Source organism: Thalassobium sp. R2A62, assembly GCF_000161835.1.
GTDB lineage: Bacteria > Pseudomonadota > Alphaproteobacteria > Rhodobacterales > Rhodobacteraceae > Thalassobium.
In genome coordinates this window covers 1,299,939-1,319,742 of sequence record NZ_GG697169.2, presented here as the reverse complement: position 1 = coordinate 1,319,742, position 19,804 = coordinate 1,299,939, and the positions used below count along the sequence as shown (strand labels likewise).

The following is a 19,804-nucleotide window of genomic DNA, read 5'->3' as shown; positions in this document are numbered from 1 at the left end:
ATGGCAGACACCAAAAAATGGGCCGAACTGGCAGCCAAGGAATTGCGCGGTCGTGCGATTGACGATCTGACGTGGGATACCCTCGAAGGGATCAAGGTTCAGCCGCTCTATACCCAAGACGATGCTACGGACCTGCCTCATATGGGCGGCACACCCGGCGTTGCGCCCTACACGCGCGGAGTCAGGGCCACGATGTACGCGGGTCGCCCATGGACCATCCGCCAGTACGCTGGATTTTCCACGGCTGAGGCATCGAATGCATTTTACCGCAAGGCGCTAGCCGCCGGTCAGCAAGGCGTTTCAGTTGCATTCGATTTGGCCACGCACCGTGGCTATGACAGCGACCACGAGCGGGTCGAGGGCGATGTCGGCAAGGCGGGCGTCGCGATCGACAGTGTCGAGGATATGAAAATCCTTTTTGACGGCATTCCGTTGGATAAAGTGTCAGTTTCAATGACGATGAACGGTGCTGTGATCCCAATTCTGGCCAATTTCATCGTCGCGGGCGAAGAGCAGGGCGTCGACAAGGCGCTGTTGGCCGGAACCATTCAGAACGATATCCTCAAGGAATTCATGGTCCGGAATACCTATGTCTATCCGCCGGAGCCTTCGATGCGGATCGTCGCTGACATTATCGAATTTACCTCGAACGAGATGCCCAAGTTCAACTCGATTTCAATCTCGGGCTACCACATGCAAGAGGCTGGAGCGAATTTGGTGCAAGAGCTGGCCTATACCTTGGCGGATGGTCGCGAATATGTGCGCACGGCGATTGCACGCGGCATGGATGTCGATGCGTTTGCTGGGCGTTTGTCATTCTTTTTCGCAATTGGCATGAATTTCTTTATGGAAGCGGCGAAATTGCGGGCCGCGCGGTTCCTCTGGGCCAAGATCATGGACGAGTTCAAACCGCAGAACCCAAAATCCTCGATGTTGCGGACCCACTGCCAGACGTCCGGCGTGAGCCTGCAAGAACAAGATCCCTACAACAACGTTGTGCGCACCGCATACGAGGCGATGGCGGCCGTGTTGGGCGGCACGCAGTCGCTGCACACCAATGCGTTGGATGAGGCGATTGCGTTGCCAACAGAGTTTGCTGCACGGATCGCCCGCAACACCCAGTTGATCTTGCAAGAAGAGACGGGCGTGACAAATGTCGTCGATCCGTTGGCGGGGTCCTACTATGTTGAAAAACTGACCTCGGATCTGTGCGAAGAAGCATGGAGGCTGATTGAAGAAGTCGAAAAAATGGGCGGGATGACCAAGGCGGTTGCCAGTGGTCTACCTAAGCTGCGGATCGAGGAATCCGCGGCCAAACGTCAGGCCATGATCGACCGTGGCCAAGAGGTGATCGTCGGTGTCAACAAGTACCGATTGGACAAAGAAGACCCAATCGACATTCTGGATATCGACAACGCCGAGGTCCGCGAGGCACAAATCAGACGCATCAATGCGACCAAAGAGGCCCGTGACGAAGATGCCTGTCAGCAGGCGCTGATGTTGCTTGAAAAGGCAGCAATGGAAGACGGAAACCTGCTGCAGCACGCCGTAGATGCAGCACGCGCACGCGCTACAGTTGGAGAGATCAGCATGGCGATGGAAAAAGTATTCGGACGCCACCGCGCCGAGGTCAAAACCTTGGCGGGTGTTTATGGTGCAGCCTACGAGGGCGACCAAGGGTTTGCCGCGATCCAAAAGTCGATCGAAACCTTTGCCGCTGATGAGGGCCGCAGACCTCGTATGTTGGTGGTCAAGATGGGCCAAGACGGACACGACCGTGGCGCCAAAGTAATTGCCACGGCATTCGCCGATATCGGGTTTGATGTGGATGTGGGGCCGCTGTTCCAAACACCAGAAGAAGCCGCACAAGATGCCATCGACAATGATGTTCATGTGGTCGGGATCAGTTCGCAAGCGGCGGGTCATAAAACGCTTGCCCCCAAACTGGTCGAAGCTCTCAAAGCGGCAGGTGCAGAGGACATCATTGTGATCTGTGGCGGTGTAATCCCTCAGCAGGATTATCAATTCCTCCACGACAATGGCGTCAAAGCGATCTTTGGACCAGGGACAAACATTCCGGAAGCGGCCCAAGATATTTTGCGTTTGATCCAAGACGCGCGGACCTAAGCAGCGGTTGACCCGCCCATGCTGATTTGAAACTCTCGGTAGAGACAGAAAAGAGGCAGGCGATGATACGGTTTGATCATGTGGCAGTGGCGTGCACCGAACTGGCCCAAGGGGTCGAGTGGGTGCAGGACTGTTTGGGCGTTCCGCTGCAACAGGGCGGAAAACACGCGCATTTTGGGACACATAATTACCTCTTGGGGCTGACAGGTGGTGAATATTTCGAGGTCATCGCGATTGACCCCGACGCGCCGCCGTTGGGCTTTCCTCGCTGGTTTGATCTCGACCGGTTCACAGGCGGTCCGCGTCTTGGAAATTGGATTTGCTCCAGTGAGGATTTGACTGCGCTTTGCGGTGCGGTGCCTCATGACATTGGCGCGCCAGTTTCGCTGCAACGAGGGGATTTGCGGTGGAAAATGGCAATGCCGGACAGCGGCATCCTACCCTTTGATAATCTGTTCCCCGCGGTGATCGAATGGGGGACCGGAACAACACATCCTGCTGGCGGTCTAGTAGATCGCGGGGTTACTCTGCGCGAGCTACGATTGATCCATCCTGACAGTACCGCACTGAGTGCCGCACTTGCGCCGTGGATTGATGACACCCGACTGGTTGTCGACACTGGCCCTGCGCCCAAGATCGAAGCGGTATTCGAGACCCCGCACGGCGTCAGGACATTGGCATGATCCGAGCAGCGTCAATCGACGACGCATCTGAGATCTGTGGGATTTGGAACCCGATCATCCGCGACAGCAGCGTCACGTTTAACTCGATCAAAAAGACGCCAAGCGATGTGGCGGCGATGATACGTGACAAACAGGGCGCAAATCAGCGGTTTTGCGTCGCACAGTTAGATGGCGCTGTCGTCGGTTTCGCCACCTATGGCCAGTTTCGCGGTGGCATCGGGTATCAACACACGGTCGAGCATAGCATCATCCTTGATCCTGCGGCGCAGGGGCAGGGCGTGGGACGGTTGTTGATGGATGACTTGTTTGAACACGCACGCGCCAATGGGATGCACAGCATGTTTGCAGGTGTGAGCGGCGAAAACCCAGCGGGTGTCGCATTTCACGCAGCTCTAGGGTTTGAGACAATTGGTAGGCTGCCAGAGGTGGGTTTCAAATTTGGCCGTTGGTTTGATCTGGTGCTTATGCAAAAACGGCTCTGACAATATTTGCGGAACAGGCTAGGCTCACAGCATGTCACTTTGGTCACGAATTTCAGATGCAGTCGCGGCGCTCGCCAAGGGCGAGGGGTTGTCCGCGGTTTTTGAGAAGCTCAGGTATGACCCAGAAAAGACGGTGGCCTTTGCGATCGCCGTCATCGCGCTGAGTGCCAAGATGGCCAAGGCAGATGGTCATGTCTCTCGTGATGAGGTGACTGCGTTCCGTGAAGTGTTTCACATCAGCCCTGCCGATGAAGCCGGTGCTGCGCGGGTTTTTAACCTTGCCCGTCAAGATGTTACAGGGTTCGAGGAATATGCTCGCCGGATCAAGTCGATGTATGGTGAAGACACTGAACCGCTGACTGACCTGCTAGAGGGACTGTTTCATATCGCGATGGCGGACGGGTTGTACCACCCGAACGAGGACGTGTTCCTGCATGAGGTGTCCGATATTTTTGGCCTTGGGGATCGGTGTTTTTCCAAGTTGCGCGCGCAGTTTGTGCCTGACGCAGAGCGTGACCCCTATGATGTCTTAGGGGTGGCGCCTGATGCACCCTATGACGAAGTGCGCGTGGCGTGGCGTGCGATTGTCCGCGAGACGCACCCTGACCGAATGATTGCACGCGGTGTGCCAGAAGAAGCGGTGAAAATAGCCGAGAAAAAGCTGATCGCAGTCAATCGCGCATGGGAAGCAATCACGGAAGAACGAGCATGAGAATTGCGACGTACAATGTCGAATGGTTTAGCAATTTGTTCGATGGCGTGGGCGAAATGCTCGCTGATGATCGTTGGTCCGGGCGCCGTGATGTGACGCGCAGCCAGCAACTGGCCGCGGTGGGGCAGGTGTTCCAAGCGCTAGATGCGGATGCTGTGATGATCATCGAAGCCCCTGACAGCCATGCCAAACGCGACGGACTGGCGGCGCTCGAGACGTTTGCAGCACATTTTGGTCTGCGCGCATCCAAGGCGATGACGGGGTTCGTCAATGAGACACAGCAAGAAATTTCGTTGCTGTATGATCCGACGCAACTCTCAGCGACACATGACCCCATTGGGGACGAGAGCAGCAAGGCGGGATCGGGTGATGCCCCTCGTTTTGATAGCGTTTTTCGCATTGATCTGAATGTCGACCGCGCACCGGACCAAGTCCGATTTTCCAAACCGCCGCTTGAGGTCGAGTTGAAGAGCAAGTCGGGCCGAGTTGTGCGCCTGATCGGCGTCCACGCAAAATCTAAGGCACCGCATGGGGCGAAAAATGCTGCCAAAGTCATGCAGATTTCAATCGCAAATCGGCGCAAGCAATTGGCACAATGCATTTGGATCAGACAAAGGGTGGATCAGCATCTGGATCGAAAGGACAGTGTCATTGTCTTGGGTGATTTTAACGATGGTCCGGGGTTAGATAGCTACGAGAAACTGTTTGGCCGGTCGGGGGTAGAGATTGTTCTGGGTGAAGACGACCCTGTGCAACTCTTTGATCCACATGCGAAAATGGCGCTGACCCAACGCATTGGTGCCGCACCAACGTCATCTCGTTTCTTTTTACGACATGAAAACCGGTATTTGTCAGCCTTGCTGGATTACATAATGGTTTCACCGGATTTGGCGGAATTGGCTCCCAGCTGGCACATCTGGCATCCGTTCGAGGATCCAGCGTGTTGGGGCGATGTCGAACTGCGTGATGCCCTTCTTACGGCGTCAGATCATTTTCCGGTGACGCTAGATATCGAACTCTAGGATTTGGGGAATCGACGGATCTTACCTATATTGGTGAAATGAAACAGATTGCTGCCGTTGTATTCGTCGCGTCTTTGACGCTGACCCCTGCCATCGCCCAAGAGGCCGAGGTTGAGGAAAAAGAAGGCTTTAGCCTGATGGAAGAGGGCGCCAAGCTGTTCTTTCGCGGGATCATGGACGAGATCGAGCCTGCGTTAGACGACTTGCAAGGATTGGCCCAAGAGATGGAGCCTGCCATCCGCAATTTGGTTGACGAGATGGGTCCTGCATTTGTCGAGTTGATGGAGCAGATCGATGATCTATCGCACTATGAAGCGCCAGAAATTTTGCCGAACGGCGATATTATCATCCGCCGAAAGGAAGGCGCGCCCGAGCTGGAGCTCGAAGGGATCGAAATCTAGCTCTTCGCCTTTTTCAATTTGACTTTGGTCTCAGAGTCCAGTGCTGCGGCGAGCGAGTAAAACCGCGCCTGCGCAACTTCACCAAATAGATCAGCGGCTTCAGCGCGCAGGATCAATTCTAGCTTTTTCTTCTTTGGATAGAACTTGAGTTGCCCCATCAGGGCATCGCCTTGGGGCCAGAGCATCGCACCAAACCGCATTGCTTTGCCGACAATTTCGGCCTCGCGTTGGGATTTTTCGTCAAGCAAGTCGTAGAGATATTCGAACCGTGTACCGTCGCGCTGGTTCCGGTAGCGGTGCAGCAGTGCCAGACCGAGAAAGATGCGTTCGGAATGTTTGAGGCCACCAAGGTTGGCGCGCGTTGCGTTGTCAAAACAGACCTCGGCGCGGTAATCTGGGTGGGCCCGCCAACTGACGTCATGCAACAGACAAGCGGCCCGAATGATGCGGCGGCGTTGGTCCGGCTGGTTTTTGATCAGAGGCCGGATAAAGCTGTAAAGATTGCGCCCGAACCCAGGCACCCGCGCGTCACGCTTTTCTGCGAATTGGCAGGCCTCGATGAGCGGATCGCGCTGGCGCATGCGGCTGGGCATTTGTTCATACAACATGCCTTCGCGGATACCGTATGATGACACGGTGATGTCTTTGGGTTTGAAACTACGGACCAATTCCTTGAGCACAATGCTCGCCTGAGGCACCAGCGCCATACGCGCGGACGAGATACCACAGCGGCCACGCAGCTCTTCGATGTCACATTCTTCGATGTATTTGACAGTCTCGCGGATTGCCTTGGGCGTCATCCGGTATTCATGCAGAACTGTCAGAGGGTAGCCGCGACGTTCCATATCGACGCGTGCAATTGCCCGCCACGATCCCCCGACCAGAAACAGACGCTTGCCGCCGCTGTCCATTTCAGCGGCCAGATCAACCATGACTGATTTGATGAATCGCTTTAGGCTCTTCTTGCCACCTTTGACCTCTTTGAGCTTGAGCGGTCCAAGAGGTGAGGTAAGCCTGCGTCCTACGCGCCCTTGGTCGAGATCGGCGAGCTCCATTGACGAGCCGCCGATGTCGCAGACCAAACCGTATGATCCGGGCCATCCGAGCAGAACACCTTGGGCTGACAATCGCGCCTCTTCTTGGCCGTCGATGACCCAGATTTTCAGTCCGGTTTCACGCTGAACCTCGGCGCAAAAATCGGGACCATCGGTGGCCTCGCGCACCGCTGCAGTCGCGACCGCGGTAAGCGGCGGCAAATTCATGCCCTTGGCCAAAGCTTGGAAGCGTTTGATCGCTGACAGCGCGCGGATGCGACCTTCGGGTGACAAGGTTCCTGTCTCGGATAGACCTGCACCCAAGGCGCACATGACCTTTTCGTTGTAGAAATACGCGGGGCTACGGGCGGCACCGTCAAAGACGACCATCCGAACTGAGTTTGAGCCGACATCAATGACGCCAACGCGTGACAGCGACTTGGCGCTTTCACTTTCAAAAAGGGCCCGCCCGAATGGATCGAATGATGTGGTCTTGGTCTCGCTCATCTCAATCCTCGGTATGGGTGAGTTTCGGCACGTCGCTCGCCCCTGCTGATCCGCGCCCAGAAAGTGACGGGTTTTCCATGAAAAAGCGATGGCAGTTAAAAGCGAACGTCCCCTGTGGCACGGCCGCTCTGGTGAACGTTCCGTCAGGGCCCATGACCCAGCTTTGTGCCGTATCGGCAAGGTTGGCCGCCATAATCTGGCTTACGATCTGGGCCCTGACGGTGTTGTTGGTGATCTCGACCAATGTCTCGACGCGCCGGTTCAGGTTGCGGCCCATCCAGTCTGCCGAAGACATAAAGACGCGCGCCTTTTTCGCGGGCAAACCATGGCCGTTGCCAAAGCAAACGATCCGCGAATGCTCTAGGAAGCGTCCGACGATCGATTTGACGCGAATGTTCTCTGACAGTCCTTTGATCCCGGGCCGGAGACCACAGATGCCACGAATAACGAGGCTGATTTGAACACCCGCTTGCGACGCGCGATACAGCGCATCGATCACATCGCTTTCGATGAGCGAGTTCATCTTGGCCCAGATGACCGCAGGCTTGCCTGCCTCTGCATGCGTAATCTCGGCATCAATCATTTCGATCAACGATGATTTCAATGTCAGAGGCGAAATCTTGAGATTTTCCAGCGTGTCTGGCTGTGCGTATCCTGACAGATAGTTGAATACTTTTCCCGCGTCCCGACCCAGTTTGGCGTCACATGTGAACAGGCTTAGGTCTGTGTACACACGGGCTGTAATCGGGTGGTAGTTGCCGGTTCCGTAGTGGGTGTATGTGACCAGTTTGTCGCCTTCGCGACGCACAACAACACTGATTTTCGCGTGAGTTTTGTAGTTTACGAACCCGTACACTACATGAGCGCCTGAGCGTTCCAGCCGTCGCGATTGGCGGATGTTTGCGGCCTCGTCAAAGCGGGCCTTGAGTTCAACCAATGCGGTTACGGATTTGCCATCCTCGGCAGCCTCGCACAACGCCTCGACGATGGGTGAGCGTTTCGAGGTCCGGTAGAGCGTTTGTTTGATTGCCACGACGTCAGGGTCAAGGGCCGCTTGGCGCAAGAACCGCACAACCATGTCAAACGTCTCGTAGGGGTGGTGCAGCAGCATGTCCTTTTTGCGGATTGCTGCGAACATGTCGCCTTCGTGGTCTGTGACGCGTTCGGGCACACGCGGGGTGAACGTGGGCCACAACAGGTCTGGGCGGTCGTCCGTTACCAATTGCCCGAGGTCAGCCATGCCGATCAATCCGTCGATCTCTACGACTTCGGCGTCAGTGACCAGCAGTTCGGACATCACCAGTTTGCGTAGGGCGCTCGGGGCTCCGGACGACATTTTCATCCGGACGACTTCACCGCGCCGGCGCCGTTTGAGGGCCGTTTCAAATTCTCGGACGAGATCTTCGGCCTCTTCTTCGAGTTCGAGATCACTGTCGCGTAGTAAGCGGAACGCGCACGAGCCCTTGATTTTGTAGCCAGGGAACAGGCCGTCAATGTTGAGCAACAATAGTTGTTCGAGCGGCAAATAGCGGCGTCCTTTGTTCGCTGGCAATGCAACGAACCGGTCAATCTGTTGTGGGACTGGTAGCAAAACGCGCAGCGGGCGCTTGTTCTCTAGATGCTCGAGCTGCAGCGCCAGCGCGAAGCCTTCGTTCGGCAAAAACGGAAATGGGTGCGCGGGATCAATTGCGAGGGGCGACAGAACGGGAAAGACCTGATCAAGAAAGACGTTCGTCAGATAGTCGCGATCCGCTTGTCTTAGATCATCAGGCCCGCAAATGACGAGGCCGGCGCTGGCCATTTCAGATCGCAGTGCCTCGAGCACTTTTTGCTGACGGACCATCAACATACGAGCGTCGTGGTCAATCAGCTCGAGCTGCTCGGTTGGGGTCAGACCATCGGCCGCTGGCGTGCTATTCCCTGCCTGTGCCAATTCACGCAGACCCGCGACCCGAACGGTGTAGAATTCATCGAGGTTGGTCGCCGAGATTGACAGGAATCTAAGCCGCTCAAGCAGGGGCACTTTGGGGTTTTCGGCCTCTTCCAGTACGCGCCAGTTGAACGCTAGCCAGCTGAGCTCTCGGTTCACAAAGCGCGCAGGCCCTCTCAGGTCTGCGTTCAGTTCGGCAGGCGCGTCAAAAGGCGCAGTGAGAAAGTCGGTTTGGGTCATCAATCAACTGTCGGCTGGGGCACGTAAGGTATTGGTATCACGGTTTATTGGGCCGCGTCCATCTGTGCCAAGACGTCGCCAGCCAGCCCGCGGTTCAACTCGCGCGCTTGGGCCAGTGCGGCCGCGTCCATGGCGGCAACGATTTGTTGGGCGGCGTTATAGGACCGGTCAATCCGCGCGGCCAAATATGCGGTCACTGTGGGCGCGGGCGACAATTGCCGGTCGGCAAAGAGTTTGCTGATCACCGCAAAGAGCAAGGCGTCATCTGGATCCTCAATATAGACCGATGTAGTGGCCTGCATCCGGCTGGCCAGATCTGGCAGAGTAATGGGCCAATCTTGGGCGCGGCGATCACTGGTCAGCAAAAGGCGCCCACCGGTGTTTTTGAGGTGGTTGTGCAGGTGAAACAGGTACTCTTGCGCCGCGGGGTTGCCCAAATGCTCGACGTCTTCGATCGCGATATGGGCCGCATCGGGCAGGTTGGTTGCGGCCTCTAGATCGCGAGCGGCCAAGATAAGCGCACCCGTGTCATGAGCAAACATGCGCGCGAGATGGCTTTTGCCGCTGCTTTTGGGGCCGATCAGCGCAAGTTTGCCATCGGGCCAATTCGGCGACCCAGTTATGGCGCGATACGGCACATCGTTTGCTGATGAAACATAGAAATCATCGGCCCCCATTGCGATACGCTCGGGCAGGTCAAAGCTGAGCTGTTCCGCCATTCTAGGGGGCGTCGTCTAGGCCGCGATAGAGGCGGCTGGTTTTGTATTGCGCGATCAAGAACCGTGCGATCACCCCGAGGCTAGCCGCTAGTGGAACTGCGACCAACATGCCGACAAAACCGAACAATGCGCCAAAGACGGATAGCGCGAAAATCAGCCAGACCGGATGCAAGCCGACCGAGTTGCCGACCAGCTTGGGTGTTAGGATGTTGCCCTCGAGGAATTGGCCGACCGCAAAAATGACGACCACGGCCCCCAAAGAGAACCAGTCACCCCAGAATTGGAAAATCGCGATGCCGATTGCCAAGGCTCCACCGACCAGCGCGCCAACGTAGGGAATAAAGGAGATGAGGCCTGCGATAGACCCGACGACGAGGCCAAAGTTCAAGCCGACGATCATCAAGGATATTGCGTAGTAAACACCGAGGATCAGAACAACGGTTCCTTGGCCCCGAATGAACGAGGCAAGTGTTTTGTCGATGTCGCGGCAGATTTTGCGAATGGTTGGCGCATGGTCGCGTGGCAACAGGTCGTCCACACGAGCGGTCATGTTGTCCCAATCCAGCAAGAGATAGAACGCAACGACCGGTACAATCACAATGAGAACCGCAATGTTCAACAGGCCACTAAAGGAGCTAAGCAAGCCCTCGATCAGTTCGCCACCGTGGGATTGGATCGCTTCTGAAACGCGGCCCAATTGATCGCGCACGGCGCTGTTTTCATCAATCAGAGACGGGAACCGTTGCGTGAGGAACGCTTGGAAATCGGTGAACCAACCCGGTGCCGCTTGGATCAGTCCGCTGGCCTGCTGGATCAACGTCGGGATGACGGCTATGAACAGGACGATGAACACCAATGCGCCAAAGAGCGTAATAACAGAGGTCGCCATGATCCGGTTAAGGCCCAAGGCCTCAAGCCGGTCTGCAATCGGGTCTAGGCAATAAGCAATTGCGCCGCCTAGAACAAATGGCAGGATCACATTGCCTAGATACCACATCAGGACAAATAAAACGGCTGCAGCGATGCCCCAATAGGTCGCCTGTTCACGTACGGGAAGTCCCATCATCATGCCCCTTAGATCAAAAACTGATCATTACTTAGCATGGGCGGCGGGGTGCTAGAACACAAAAAGAGACGATCTGAACCTACACAGATCGTCCCTTCATGTTCGCTGGGAGGCATCCTTTGTCGGATGCATCACTGGCTTAATGGCATGCGGGGCGAGTGCCTGGCAGTAGAACTTTGTCGATCACGTGGATCACGCCGTTGTCGGCCTGAATGTCCGCGATGATGACGTTTGCCATCTCACCAGTGCCGTCAGCGATCATAACGCCATCAGCGTCAGCCGTGATGCACAGACGCTCGGAGGCGAGAACCGGCTTGAAGTAGTTCGAACCTGCTGGGAAATCGCCTGCGTTTAGCTGGCGGTCATCTACATGATAGAGAAGGACATTAGTCAGCTGATCTTTGTTCTCTGGCATGAGCAGTGTTTCGACTGTGCCTTCTGGTAGGGCTGCGAACGCGTCGTTGACTGGCGCGTAGACGGTGAAGGGGCCGGGACCTGCGAGGGTGTCCACGAGACCGGCGGCACCTACAGCGGCGACGAGTGTCGAGAAGCGGTCATCGTTGCTGGCGATCTCAGCGATCGAAGCCGCCGACACTGCTGTTCCCAAAGTTGTGACTGTTGCAGCCACGGCTGCCATCTTGAAGATTGTTTTCATCGTTCATACCTTTCGTTTTGCAAACCAAGCGTGTTGCTTGTGGTGAGAGATACGGCGCGATTTGACGATTGGTTCACATCTCTCACGGCCTTGTTAAGCTCTCGAAATGTTTGATCTATTCTGCGTGATCGTCCGTACCGCGCGATGGCGCGCGCGGGCCTTGTTTCTGGACGCATTGCGGCCTAAACCGTGGGTCTACTTTTCTCTGAAAGAGGCCGCACCATGCGTCTGTCGCGCTATTTTCTTCCTGTTCTCAAAGAGAACCCCGCCGATGCCCAGATCGTTAGCCACCGCCTGATGCTGCGTGCTGGTATGATCAAACAATCTGCTGCTGGTATCTATAGCTGGCTGCCTCTTGGGTATAAGGTGTTGAAAAACATCGAAAATATCGTTCACGAGGAACAGGCCAAAGCCGGGCACATGCCGATGTTGATGCCAACAATGCAATCGGCTGACTTGTGGCGCGAGAGTGGTCGCTATGACGACTACGGTGAAGAGATGCTGCGCGTGACCGACCGTCATGGTCGCGACATGCTGTACACGCCTACCGCAGAAGAACTGATTACTGAAATTTTCCGCAGCCATGTAAGCAGCTACAAAGACATGCCACTGACGCTCTATCAAATTCAGTGGAAGTTCCGCGACGAGATCCGTCCACGCTTTGGTGTGATGCGCGGCCGCGAATTCTACATGAAGGACGGATATAACTTTGATCTGACCAAAGAGGACGCGCTGCACGCCTACAATCGTCACCTCGTCAGCTATCTGCGGACGTATGAACGTATGGGGCTTCAAGCGATCCCGATGCGCGCTGATAGTGGCCCGATTGGTGGCGACGACACGCACGAATTCCTCGTTCTGGCCGACACTGGCGAGTCAGAGGTTTTCTATGACAGTGCAGTGACCGATCTCAGCTTTGGCGACCGCGACATTGATTTTGACAGCGTCGATCAGTGTGCCGCGATCATGCAAGAGTTCACAACAAAATACGCGCGGACTGATGAAACCCATGACGAGGCCGTGTTCAACGAGGTCCCAGAAGAGCGTCGCCGCACGGCGCGGGGTATCGAAGTTGGCCAGATATTCTATTTTGGCACCAAATATTCCGACGCAATGGGCGCTACAGTTCAGGGCCCTGACGGCAAACCGGTTGCGGTCCATATGGGCAGCCACGGCATTGGCGTTTCGCGTCTCTTGGGCGCGATTATCGAGGCTAGCCATGATGACAAGGGCATTATCTGGCCCGAAGGCGTAACCCCTTTCCATGTTGGTATCTTGAACATGAAGCAGGGTGACGAAGACACCGATGCAGCCTGTCAGGCGATCTACGACAGCTTTGCCGCGCTGGGCCTCGAGCCTCTTTATGATGATCGCAACGAGCGGGCAGGTGGCAAATTCGCGACGATGGATCTGATTGGCCTGCCTTGGAGGATCACCGTTGGGCCGCGCGGGCTGAAGAATGGTGTTGTCGAACTGACGTCACGGCGCACCAGCGAGAGCGAAGAAATGACGGCTGAACAAGCTGTTGAAAAGGTTGCGGCGATCTACGCATCACTTTGATGGGTTGACCCTTCGTCGAGGATCGTCACTCTGGCCCCAACGTCTAGAAGGGGCAAGAGATGACCAAAGCGTTGATTACGTGGGGCGGCTGGGACGGTCACGAACCGGACAAGGTCGCGGCGTTGTTTGCGGATATTCTGAACGCAGAAGGCATCACGTCAGATGTCAGTGACACGTTGGGATGTTTTGATGATCCGCACGCGCTGGCCCAATACGACCTGATTGTGCCGTGCTGGACCATGAGCACCATCACAAAAGAGCAATGTCACAACGTGTCCGAAGCTGTTGCTGCTGGGGCCGGATTGGCAGGTGTCCATGGCGGGATGTGTGATGCATTCCGTGACCAAGTGCTTTGGCAATTCATGACAGGTGCGAATTGGGTCGCTCATCCCGGTGGGGACGGAGTTGATTATACCGTCGAGATCGTCGATCTGGATCATCCATTGGTCGAAGGCATCGAAAACTTCGATGTGAAATCAGAGCAATATTATTTGCATGTTGATCCTGCCAATCATGTTTTGGCGACCACACGGTTTCCAACGGTGACTTGGTATCATAGCGCCAATTCACCTGCTGATGTCCCCGTTGCATGGACGCGCGCGTGGGGGCTGGGGCGGGTCTATTACAACGCGCTGGGCCATCAGGCGAATGTGATTGATCACGGCGGGCCACGCGAAATGATACGGCGGGGGCTAGTGTGGGCGGCAGGGTCCAAGTCGGCAGCAGTTGGCCGTTCGGTTTCGGATTTTCAAAGTGACGGCAACCACTACTAGCGTTGACCCCCGCACCCAGATATACCGTTGCGAAATAAGACCAAGATAGGTTGAGCAGACCCCATGGCCGCAAATTCAACAGCACCGTTTGCCCGTTTTGAATGGATGATCGCGTGGCGCTATATTCGTGCGAAACGTGCCGAGGGTGGCGTCTCTATCATGACGTGGATTTCGCTGGTCGGGATCACGTTGGCGGTGTTTGCATTGATTGCTACATTGGCCGTCCGGTCTGGGTTCCGTGCTGAATTCGTCGACACGATCCTTGGTGCGAATGCGCATGTGACTGTCTACAACCGCCTCGAAGTTTCTGAGACTGGCGCATCATCGCGCACCATTGCTAATTATGATGAACTCGCCGCAGCCGTTGCCGCAGTGCCGGGTGTGACCCGCGTGGCGCCGTTGATCAAAGGGCAGGTGATGGCGAATAACCTGTCGAACAACGTAGGTGTCGAAGTCTTTGGAATCACGCTGGATAATCTCAAAACCATCCCGCGTATCGTTCAGCCCGAAGAGGCGCGCGGCAATATCGACCGGTTCTACGACGGCGTGGCCATCGGCTCTGGCGTTGCCCGAGAGCTGGGTGTCACCGTTGGGGACAGGATCAAGATCATTTCACCCAACGGGGTGCGAACCGCATTCGGAACCAGCCCCCGGGTCAACGCCTACGAAGTTGTTTATGTGTTTACGGCAGGCCGGTACGACATCGACCGCACGCGGGTTTATCTGCCATTCTCTGAGGCGCAAAATTTCTTTAATCGTAACGGTGTAGCGGACGAACTTGAAGTGATGGTTGAAGATCCAGATTGGGTTTCTGATCTGACGTTACCCTTGCTGAATGCAGCTGGCGACCGCGCATTGATCTGGACATGGCAGGACGCGTCGGGTGGCTTCTTGCGCGCGCTCGAGGTCGAAGACAACGTGATGTTTGTGATCCTGTCCATTCTCGTTCTGATCGCGGCTCTTAACATCATCAGCGGCTTGATCATGTTGGTCAAAAACAAGGGGCGAGACATTGGAATTTTGCGAACAATGGGTTTGACCGAAGGGTCGGTTCTACGGATCTTCTTTATCTGCGGGGCAGGAATTGGCACGATCGGTACGATTTTTGGTGTCGTTCTTGGCTGCCTCTTTGCGATCTATATCGACCCGATCTTTAGCCTTGTAAATGCGATGGGACAGGGAGGCGTTTGGGACCCTGCGATCCGCGGCCTCTATAGTCTGCCAGCCGAATTGCGTTTGAATGACGTTTTGTCGGCGGTGACGCTTTCACTGGGGCTAAGTTGGATCGTTACGATCTTTCCTGCGCGCCGCGCGGCCCGCATGAACCCTGTCGAGGCGCTTCGGTATGAGTGATCCAATTCTCAAACTGTCTGGTGTGACCAAAGCGTATAATGCGGGCGCACCAAACGAGATCACGGTCTTGCGCGGTGTTGATCTGGTTGTTCAACCGGGCGAGGTTGTCGCGCTTGTTGCGCCGTCGGGTGCGGGTAAGTCGACGTTGCTGCACATTGCAGGTCTGTTGGACAATGCGGATGCAGGCACGGTTGAGATCGCAGGCACGGATATGACCAACCTTGGAGACCGAAAACGGACGGCTGCACGCCGTGACCAAGTTGGTTTTATTTACCAGTTTCACCACCTGCTGCCCGAATTCTCGGCGCTTGAGAATATCGTGCTTCCGCAGTTGGCAAATGCGGTGCCAGAGGCGCAAGCCAAGGAACACGCGCGCAAGCTGTTGGATACGGTTGGCGTGGCGCACCGTGCCGGACATCGTCCTGCAGAGCTGTCGGGTGGCGAGCAACAACGCGTCGCGTTTTGTCGCGCGCTGGCAAATACGCCCCGATTGTTGCTGGCGGACGAGCCGACAGGCAATTTGGATCCTGATACGTCTGACCAAGTTTTTGGTGCGTTGATGGATTTGGTTCGCGGCACAGGGCTATCGGCCGTGATAGCCACACATAATCTTGACCTGGCGGCACGAATGGATCGCGCAATTCGACTAGATGCGGGCGGTTTGTCGCCCGTCGACTTATAAGGAAACAATCATGCCCAACGTCACAATCGCCAAGATCAAAGCAGCAAGCCATGCTGCGTTGTCGCATCACGGTGCAGAAGACTGGATCGCCGATGCAGTCGCCCAAGCGGTTGCACGGGCTGAGAGCCTCGGGAATGTAATTTGCGGTCTCTATTATCTTGAAAGCTATTGCAGTCAGCTGACCAGCGGACGGGTCAGCGGAACAGTTGAACCTGTGATTAGCCGGCCAAAATCTGGTGCGGTCCGCGCTGATGCGATGTTTGGCTTTGCACAGCCTGCGTTTGCACGGGGTCTGCCCGAAGCAGTCGCTGCTGCACGCGAAAATGGTGTGGCGATCCTCGGGGTCGCTAATGCACACACGTGCACGAGTCTTGGGTTTTTTACCGAACAGATCGCGGCAAAAGGTTTGATCGGGATCGGATTTACCAATGCGTCGCCTGTTGTAGCACCTCCGGGCGGCAATGCGGCGGTGATTGGCACGAACCCGATCGCGATGACGGTTCCAGGACCTGATGCACCTCTTATGCACTTTGATTTCTCCACTTCCGCCGTCGCATTGGGCAAGATCACAATGGCAAAGGCCGCTGGCGAGGCGATCCCGCTTGGCTGGGCTGTTGACGAAACGGGCGCTGCGACAATTGACCCAGAGGCTGCGTTGCGCGGTGCATTGGTCAGCGCAGGTGGCTACAAAGGCTGGGGTTTTGGTCTGATGGCGGAATTGTTGGCGGCTGGTATGACGGGCAGCGTCAATTCATTGGATGTTGGTGGTCTAAAGTTGCCTGACGGCGAACCGCACGGGCTGGGCCAATTTTATATCCTTCTCGATCCGGCGGTTCATTCAGATCATTTTGCAGATCGGTTTGCCCGTATCGCGGATGCTGTTGATGCCCAAGAAGGCGCGCGCCTACCGGGCACAGACATCACAGGTTTGGACACTGTTGATGTGCCCGACGCGCTATGGGACGCGGTTCAAAAGCTGGGCGGATAGTCGTATCGCCTGCCACACGCACGCCTAGGTCACATCCTCTAACCCAAATGTGAGAACCATGTCAGCGCAGATGCGTTGGAGATCGGGAAACACGCTTTTGTATTGCAGTCCTTTGATGCGTTTTGTCACCCCCCTTGTTGTTGCGGCCACTCTTGCTGCTGGCGCAGTTCACGCTGATCGTGTGAGCTTTTCTAGCGTTTGGAAAAATCAGAAAATCTCATTGTTTTCGTCCAATTCCTATAGTTTTGGTTCGTCTTTGGGTGTGGCTTCGGACGGTGCTGTTTCCATCGCATGGACACGTCTGCCACGCGGTGAATGGGACAGCACGGCGGCGTCGTGGAATTGGGCTGTGACCCAATCTGTTCCTTCGACGAATCTGCGCCGCAAAGGCGGTGACGATCGCAACCTGTCGATGTATTTTGTCTTTTTGCCAGAGGCCGAAGCGGTACGCCTAGAAAGTGCTGGCATTCGCCGTCTGCTGGGCAATGATTCCGTGCGTGTTTTGCAATATGTGTGGGGCGGATCCGAAGGTCGCGGCGCATCGTTCGCATCGCCGTACCAACCGGGGCAGGGTGCGAATGTTGCTCTGCGTCAGGCCGGCACTGGTTCGCACAGCGAAAGCGTGAACTTTGCCCGTGACTATAGCGCGGCCTTTGGTGGATCACCGGGTAAATTGGTTGGTCTTGCTGTGTCCGCAGATAGCGATGACACCGGAACCAGCATTCGTGGCACGGTCAGCAATATGGCTTTGCGCTAAAAGATTTGTTGCGGTGAGATACTCTCTCAGCGCCCCTTAATTCGATGTGGTTCAGCAGGTTTTTAGACGTCCAGCTCTTCCACAAACCGCGCGTTTTCCTGGATGTATTGAAAACGCATCTCAGGCTTTTTACCCATCAATCGTTCGACCAAATCACTTGTCTCACCGGGCAAGTCTTCGTCGATTGTCACGCGGATCAGTTTGCGTGTCTTCGGGTTCATTGTTGTGTCTTTCAGGTCTTTTGCGTCCATCTCGCCCAGACCCTTAAATCGTGAAACATCGATTTTGCCCTTGCCCCCCAATCCCTTGTCCATGTGCCGCTCTTTTTCCAACTCGTCGATGCAATAGACGCGTTTGGCCCCTTGGGTTAGGCGGAACAATGGCGGACATGCGAGATAGAGGTGACCGGCGTCAATCATCGGGCGCATTTGGGTAAAGAAGAACGTCATCAACAGTGCCGCAATATGCGCCCCGTCCACGTCCGCATCAGTCATGATGATGACTTTGTCGTAGCGCAGATCGTCCACGTTGAATTTGGTCCCCAATCCGACGCCCAAGGCTTGGGTCAGATCCGAGATTTCCGCGTTGCTGCCCAGTTTGGAAGAGGCCGCACCTAGCACGTTGAGGATTTTACCACGCAGCGGCAGCAATGCTTGGGTTTTACGGTCCCGCGCCATTTTCGCCGAACCGCCCGCACTGTCGCCCTCGACGATGAACAGCTCGGTGCCGTCGCGGGTATTGGATGAACAATCAACCAGCTTACCCGGCAGACGCAGCTTTTTGGTTGCTGATTTTCGTGCAGTTTCTTTTTCCTGCCGCCGACGCAGGCGCTCTTCTGCGCGCAGGATCAGGTAGTCGAGGATCGCACCCGCCGATTTGGTGTCAGCCGCCAGCCAGTTGTCAAAGTGATCGCGCACTGCGTTCTCGACCATGCGCTGCGCTTCTGTTGTGGCCAGACGGTCCTTGGTTTGACCGACAAATTCGGGCTCGCGAATGAAGCAGGAAACCAATGCGCATCCGCCGGCAACCAAATCCTCGCGGGTAATCGAGCTGGCTTTGCGGTTGGACACCAATTCACCGTAGGCACGGATGCCTTTTAGGATCGCGGCCCAAAATCCAGCCTCATGGGTACCGCCTTCGGGGGTTGGCACAGTGTTACAGTAGGACTGGATAAACCCTTCGCGGGACGGGGTCCAGTTGATGGCCCATTCGACCTTGCCCGGAACGTTGAATTTCTCTTGGAATTCGACGATGCCAGAGAACGGTTGTTCCGCGTAGGTCGATGCCTGACCCAGCGTTTCGCGCAAATAGTCAGCCAGACCACCAGGGAAGTGGAACGTTGCCTCCATCGGAGTGTCGCCATCCACAATCGCGGTTTTCCAACGAATTTCGACGCCGGAAAACAGATAGGCTTTGGACCGGATCGATTTGAGCAGGCGTGACGGTTTGAACCGGTGGCTGCCAAAGATCTCTTCGTCTGCGTGAAATGTAACGGTTGTTCCACGCCGGTTCGGGGCGGCACCAATCTTTTTGACGGGGCCTTGCGGGATGCCGCGAGAAAACCGTTGCTCGTAGAGCTCGCGATCCCGAGCGACCTGAACGATCATGATATCAGAGAGCGCGTTCACGACCGAGGCACCAACACCGTGCAAGCCCCCGGATGTTTGGTAGGCTTTGCCGTTAAATTTGCCGCCTGCATGCAGTGTACACAAGATCACCTCAAGCGCGGATTTGTCCGGAAACTTGGGATGCGGATCGATTGGAATTCCGCGACCGTTGTCACGGATTGTGACGGAATAGTCGGTATGAAGCTCAACTTCGATTCGTGTCGCGTGTCCGGCGACGGCTTCGTCCATCGAGTTGTCCAACACTTCGGCAACAAGGTGATGCAGGGCACGTTCGTCGGTGCCACCGATGTACATGCCAGGACGCAAGCGAACGGGTTCGAGCCCTTCAAGGACTTCGATAGAAGACGCGTCATAGGTATCAGAGGCGGCAGCGCCCAAGAGATCGTCAGCCATAGTGATTCCGCTCGGTTTTGTTGGTTTTATTGTGATCCAGTATAGCGTGGCGATCCAAAGAGGGGAAAGGAGTTTCTGTAGCCATAGGGCTA

General features: G+C 55.8%; 18 protein-coding genes. 12 read left to right on the top strand and 6 right to left on the bottom strand.

The window, feature by feature from the left end:
* The 6 genes from scpA (at nucleotide 1) to TR2A62_RS06535 (ending at nucleotide 5,427) form a co-directional block, all read left to right on the top strand.
* Nucleotides 1-2,127 (top strand): methylmalonyl-CoA mutase, encoded by a 2,127-nt coding sequence (gene scpA, locus TR2A62_RS06560; RefSeq protein WP_009158644.1) that lies wholly within the window; start codon nucleotides 1-3, stop codon nucleotides 2,125-2,127.
* 62 nt (nucleotides 2,128-2,189) lie between these two features.
* A complete protein-coding gene (locus TR2A62_RS06555; RefSeq protein WP_009158762.1) occupies nucleotides 2,190-2,810 on the top strand; it encodes a VOC family protein in 621 nt (206 codons plus the stop codon).
* On the top strand, nucleotides 2,807-3,292 hold the full coding sequence (locus TR2A62_RS06550; RefSeq protein ID WP_009158650.1) for a GNAT family N-acetyltransferase: 486 nt from the start codon (nucleotides 2,807-2,809) through the stop codon (nucleotides 3,290-3,292). The genes TR2A62_RS06555 and TR2A62_RS06550 overlap by 4 nt, the downstream gene beginning before the upstream one ends.
* Before the next feature lie 31 nt (nucleotides 3,293-3,323).
* Nucleotides 3,324-4,004, top strand: coding sequence for a molecular chaperone DjiA (locus TR2A62_RS06545; protein ID WP_009157524.1), 681 nt, complete (start codon nucleotides 3,324-3,326; stop codon nucleotides 4,002-4,004).
* A complete protein-coding gene (locus TR2A62_RS06540; RefSeq protein WP_009160248.1) occupies nucleotides 4,001-5,026 on the top strand; it encodes an endonuclease/exonuclease/phosphatase family protein in 1,026 nt (341 codons plus the stop codon). The genes TR2A62_RS06545 and TR2A62_RS06540 overlap by 4 nt, the downstream gene beginning before the upstream one ends.
* Nucleotides 5,027-5,064: 38 nt before the next feature.
* A complete protein-coding gene (locus tag TR2A62_RS06535) occupies nucleotides 5,065-5,427 on the top strand; it encodes a hypothetical protein (RefSeq protein ID WP_009157319.1) in 363 nt (120 codons plus the stop codon).
* Here the strand turns inward: TR2A62_RS06535 and TR2A62_RS06530 are convergent.
* The 5 genes from TR2A62_RS06530 to TR2A62_RS06510 form a co-directional block, all read right to left on the bottom strand.
* On the bottom strand, nucleotides 5,424-6,968 hold the full coding sequence (locus TR2A62_RS06530) for a Ppx/GppA family phosphatase (RefSeq protein ID WP_009158340.1): 1,545 nt from the start codon (nucleotides 6,966-6,968) through the stop codon (nucleotides 5,424-5,426). The two genes, TR2A62_RS06535 and TR2A62_RS06530, sit on opposite strands and share 4 nt — an antisense overlap.
* Before the next feature lies 1 nt (nucleotide 6,969).
* Entirely contained in the window at nucleotides 6,970-9,138 is a 2,169-nt protein-coding gene (locus TR2A62_RS06525) for an RNA degradosome polyphosphate kinase (protein ID WP_009160579.1), read from the bottom strand.
* Between the two features lie 44 nt (nucleotides 9,139-9,182).
* Nucleotides 9,183-9,857 carry a DnaA ATPase domain-containing protein gene (locus TR2A62_RS06520; protein ID WP_009157906.1) on the bottom strand — a complete coding sequence of 225 codons (675 nt, stop codon included), beginning with the start codon at nucleotides 9,855-9,857 and terminating at the stop codon, nucleotides 9,183-9,185.
* A 1-nt stretch (nucleotide 9,858) separates the two neighbouring features.
* Entirely contained in the window at nucleotides 9,859-10,920 is a 1,062-nt protein-coding gene (locus TR2A62_RS06515; protein ID WP_009158749.1) for an AI-2E family transporter, read from the bottom strand.
* A gap of 142 nt (nucleotides 10,921-11,062) precedes the next feature.
* Nucleotides 11,063-11,578: a fasciclin domain-containing protein gene (locus TR2A62_RS06510; RefSeq protein ID WP_009160405.1), complete on the bottom strand. Its 516-nt coding sequence runs from the start codon at nucleotides 11,576-11,578 to the stop codon at nucleotides 11,063-11,065.
* A gap of 222 nt (nucleotides 11,579-11,800) precedes the next feature.
* Between TR2A62_RS06510 and proS the strand changes: the two genes are divergently transcribed.
* The 6 genes from proS to TR2A62_RS06480 all read left to right on the top strand — a co-directional run bounded on the left by proS (nucleotide 11,801) and on the right by TR2A62_RS06480 (nucleotide 17,691).
* Nucleotides 11,801-13,138 carry a proline--tRNA ligase gene (gene proS, locus TR2A62_RS06505; protein WP_009158313.1) on the top strand — a complete coding sequence of 446 codons (1,338 nt, stop codon included), beginning with the start codon at nucleotides 11,801-11,803 and terminating at the stop codon, nucleotides 13,136-13,138.
* A gap of 59 nt (nucleotides 13,139-13,197) precedes the next feature.
* Nucleotides 13,198-13,911: a ThuA domain-containing protein gene (locus TR2A62_RS06500; protein ID WP_009160044.1), complete on the top strand. Its 714-nt coding sequence runs from the start codon at nucleotides 13,198-13,200 to the stop codon at nucleotides 13,909-13,911.
* 63 nt (nucleotides 13,912-13,974) lie between these two features.
* Nucleotides 13,975-15,264 (top strand): lipoprotein-releasing ABC transporter permease subunit, encoded by a 1,290-nt coding sequence (locus TR2A62_RS06495; RefSeq protein WP_009160850.1) that lies wholly within the window; start codon nucleotides 13,975-13,977, stop codon nucleotides 15,262-15,264.
* Nucleotides 15,257-15,946 (top strand): ABC transporter ATP-binding protein, encoded by a 690-nt coding sequence (locus TR2A62_RS06490; protein WP_009158011.1) that lies wholly within the window; start codon nucleotides 15,257-15,259, stop codon nucleotides 15,944-15,946. The genes TR2A62_RS06495 and TR2A62_RS06490 overlap by 8 nt, the downstream gene beginning before the upstream one ends.
* 10 nt (nucleotides 15,947-15,956) lie before the next feature.
* Nucleotides 15,957-16,934 carry an Ldh family oxidoreductase gene (locus TR2A62_RS06485; protein WP_009157705.1) on the top strand — a complete coding sequence of 326 codons (978 nt, stop codon included), beginning with the start codon at nucleotides 15,957-15,959 and terminating at the stop codon, nucleotides 16,932-16,934.
* A 115-nt stretch (nucleotides 16,935-17,049) separates the two neighbouring features.
* The gene (locus TR2A62_RS06480) at nucleotides 17,050-17,691 is read left to right on the top strand and encodes a DUF3047 domain-containing protein (RefSeq protein WP_040820318.1); all 642 of its coding nucleotides are present in this window, start codon (nucleotides 17,050-17,052) and stop codon (nucleotides 17,689-17,691) included.
* Nucleotides 17,692-17,753: 62 nt separating this feature from the next.
* Here the strand turns inward: TR2A62_RS06480 and parE are convergent, their stop codons facing one another.
* Entirely contained in the window at nucleotides 17,754-19,712 is a 1,959-nt protein-coding gene (parE, locus tag TR2A62_RS06475) for a DNA topoisomerase IV subunit B (RefSeq protein ID WP_009160266.1), read from the bottom strand.
* Nucleotides 19,713-19,804 lie beyond the last annotated feature (92 nt).

Coding starts and splice junctions, on each gene's coding strand:
- scpA (WP_009158644.1), top strand. CDS start 1: ATGGCAGACACCAAAAAATGGGCCGAACTGGCAGCCAAGGAATTGCGC.
- TR2A62_RS06555 (WP_009158762.1), top strand. CDS start 2,190: ATGATACGGTTTGATCATGTGGCAGTGGCGTGCACCGAACTGGCCCAA.
- TR2A62_RS06550 (WP_009158650.1), top strand. CDS start 2,807: ATGATCCGAGCAGCGTCAATCGACGACGCATCTGAGATCTGTGGGATT.
- TR2A62_RS06545 (WP_009157524.1), top strand. CDS start 3,324: ATGTCACTTTGGTCACGAATTTCAGATGCAGTCGCGGCGCTCGCCAAG.
- TR2A62_RS06540 (WP_009160248.1), top strand. CDS start 4,001: ATGAGAATTGCGACGTACAATGTCGAATGGTTTAGCAATTTGTTCGAT.
- TR2A62_RS06535 (WP_009157319.1), top strand. CDS start 5,065: ATGAAACAGATTGCTGCCGTTGTATTCGTCGCGTCTTTGACGCTGACC.
- TR2A62_RS06530 (WP_009158340.1), bottom strand. CDS start 6,968: ATGAGCGAGACCAAGACCACATCATTCGATCCATTCGGGCGGGCCCTT.
- TR2A62_RS06525 (WP_009160579.1), bottom strand. CDS start 9,138: ATGACCCAAACCGACTTTCTCACTGCGCCTTTTGACGCGCCTGCCGAA.
- TR2A62_RS06520 (WP_009157906.1), bottom strand. CDS start 9,857: ATGGCGGAACAGCTCAGCTTTGACCTGCCCGAGCGTATCGCAATGGGG.
- TR2A62_RS06515 (WP_009158749.1), bottom strand. CDS start 10,920: ATGGGACTTCCCGTACGTGAACAGGCGACCTATTGGGGCATCGCTGCA.
- TR2A62_RS06510 (WP_009160405.1), bottom strand. CDS start 11,578: ATGAAAACAATCTTCAAGATGGCAGCCGTGGCTGCAACAGTCACAACT.
- proS (WP_009158313.1), top strand. CDS start 11,801: ATGCGTCTGTCGCGCTATTTTCTTCCTGTTCTCAAAGAGAACCCCGCC.
- TR2A62_RS06500 (WP_009160044.1), top strand. CDS start 13,198: ATGACCAAAGCGTTGATTACGTGGGGCGGCTGGGACGGTCACGAACCG.
- TR2A62_RS06495 (WP_009160850.1), top strand. CDS start 13,975: ATGGCCGCAAATTCAACAGCACCGTTTGCCCGTTTTGAATGGATGATC.
- TR2A62_RS06490 (WP_009158011.1), top strand. CDS start 15,257: ATGAGTGATCCAATTCTCAAACTGTCTGGTGTGACCAAAGCGTATAAT.
- TR2A62_RS06485 (WP_009157705.1), top strand. CDS start 15,957: ATGCCCAACGTCACAATCGCCAAGATCAAAGCAGCAAGCCATGCTGCG.
- TR2A62_RS06480 (WP_040820318.1), top strand. CDS start 17,050: ATGCGTTTTGTCACCCCCCTTGTTGTTGCGGCCACTCTTGCTGCTGGC.
- parE (WP_009160266.1), bottom strand. CDS start 19,712: ATGGCTGACGATCTCTTGGGCGCTGCCGCCTCTGATACCTATGACGCG.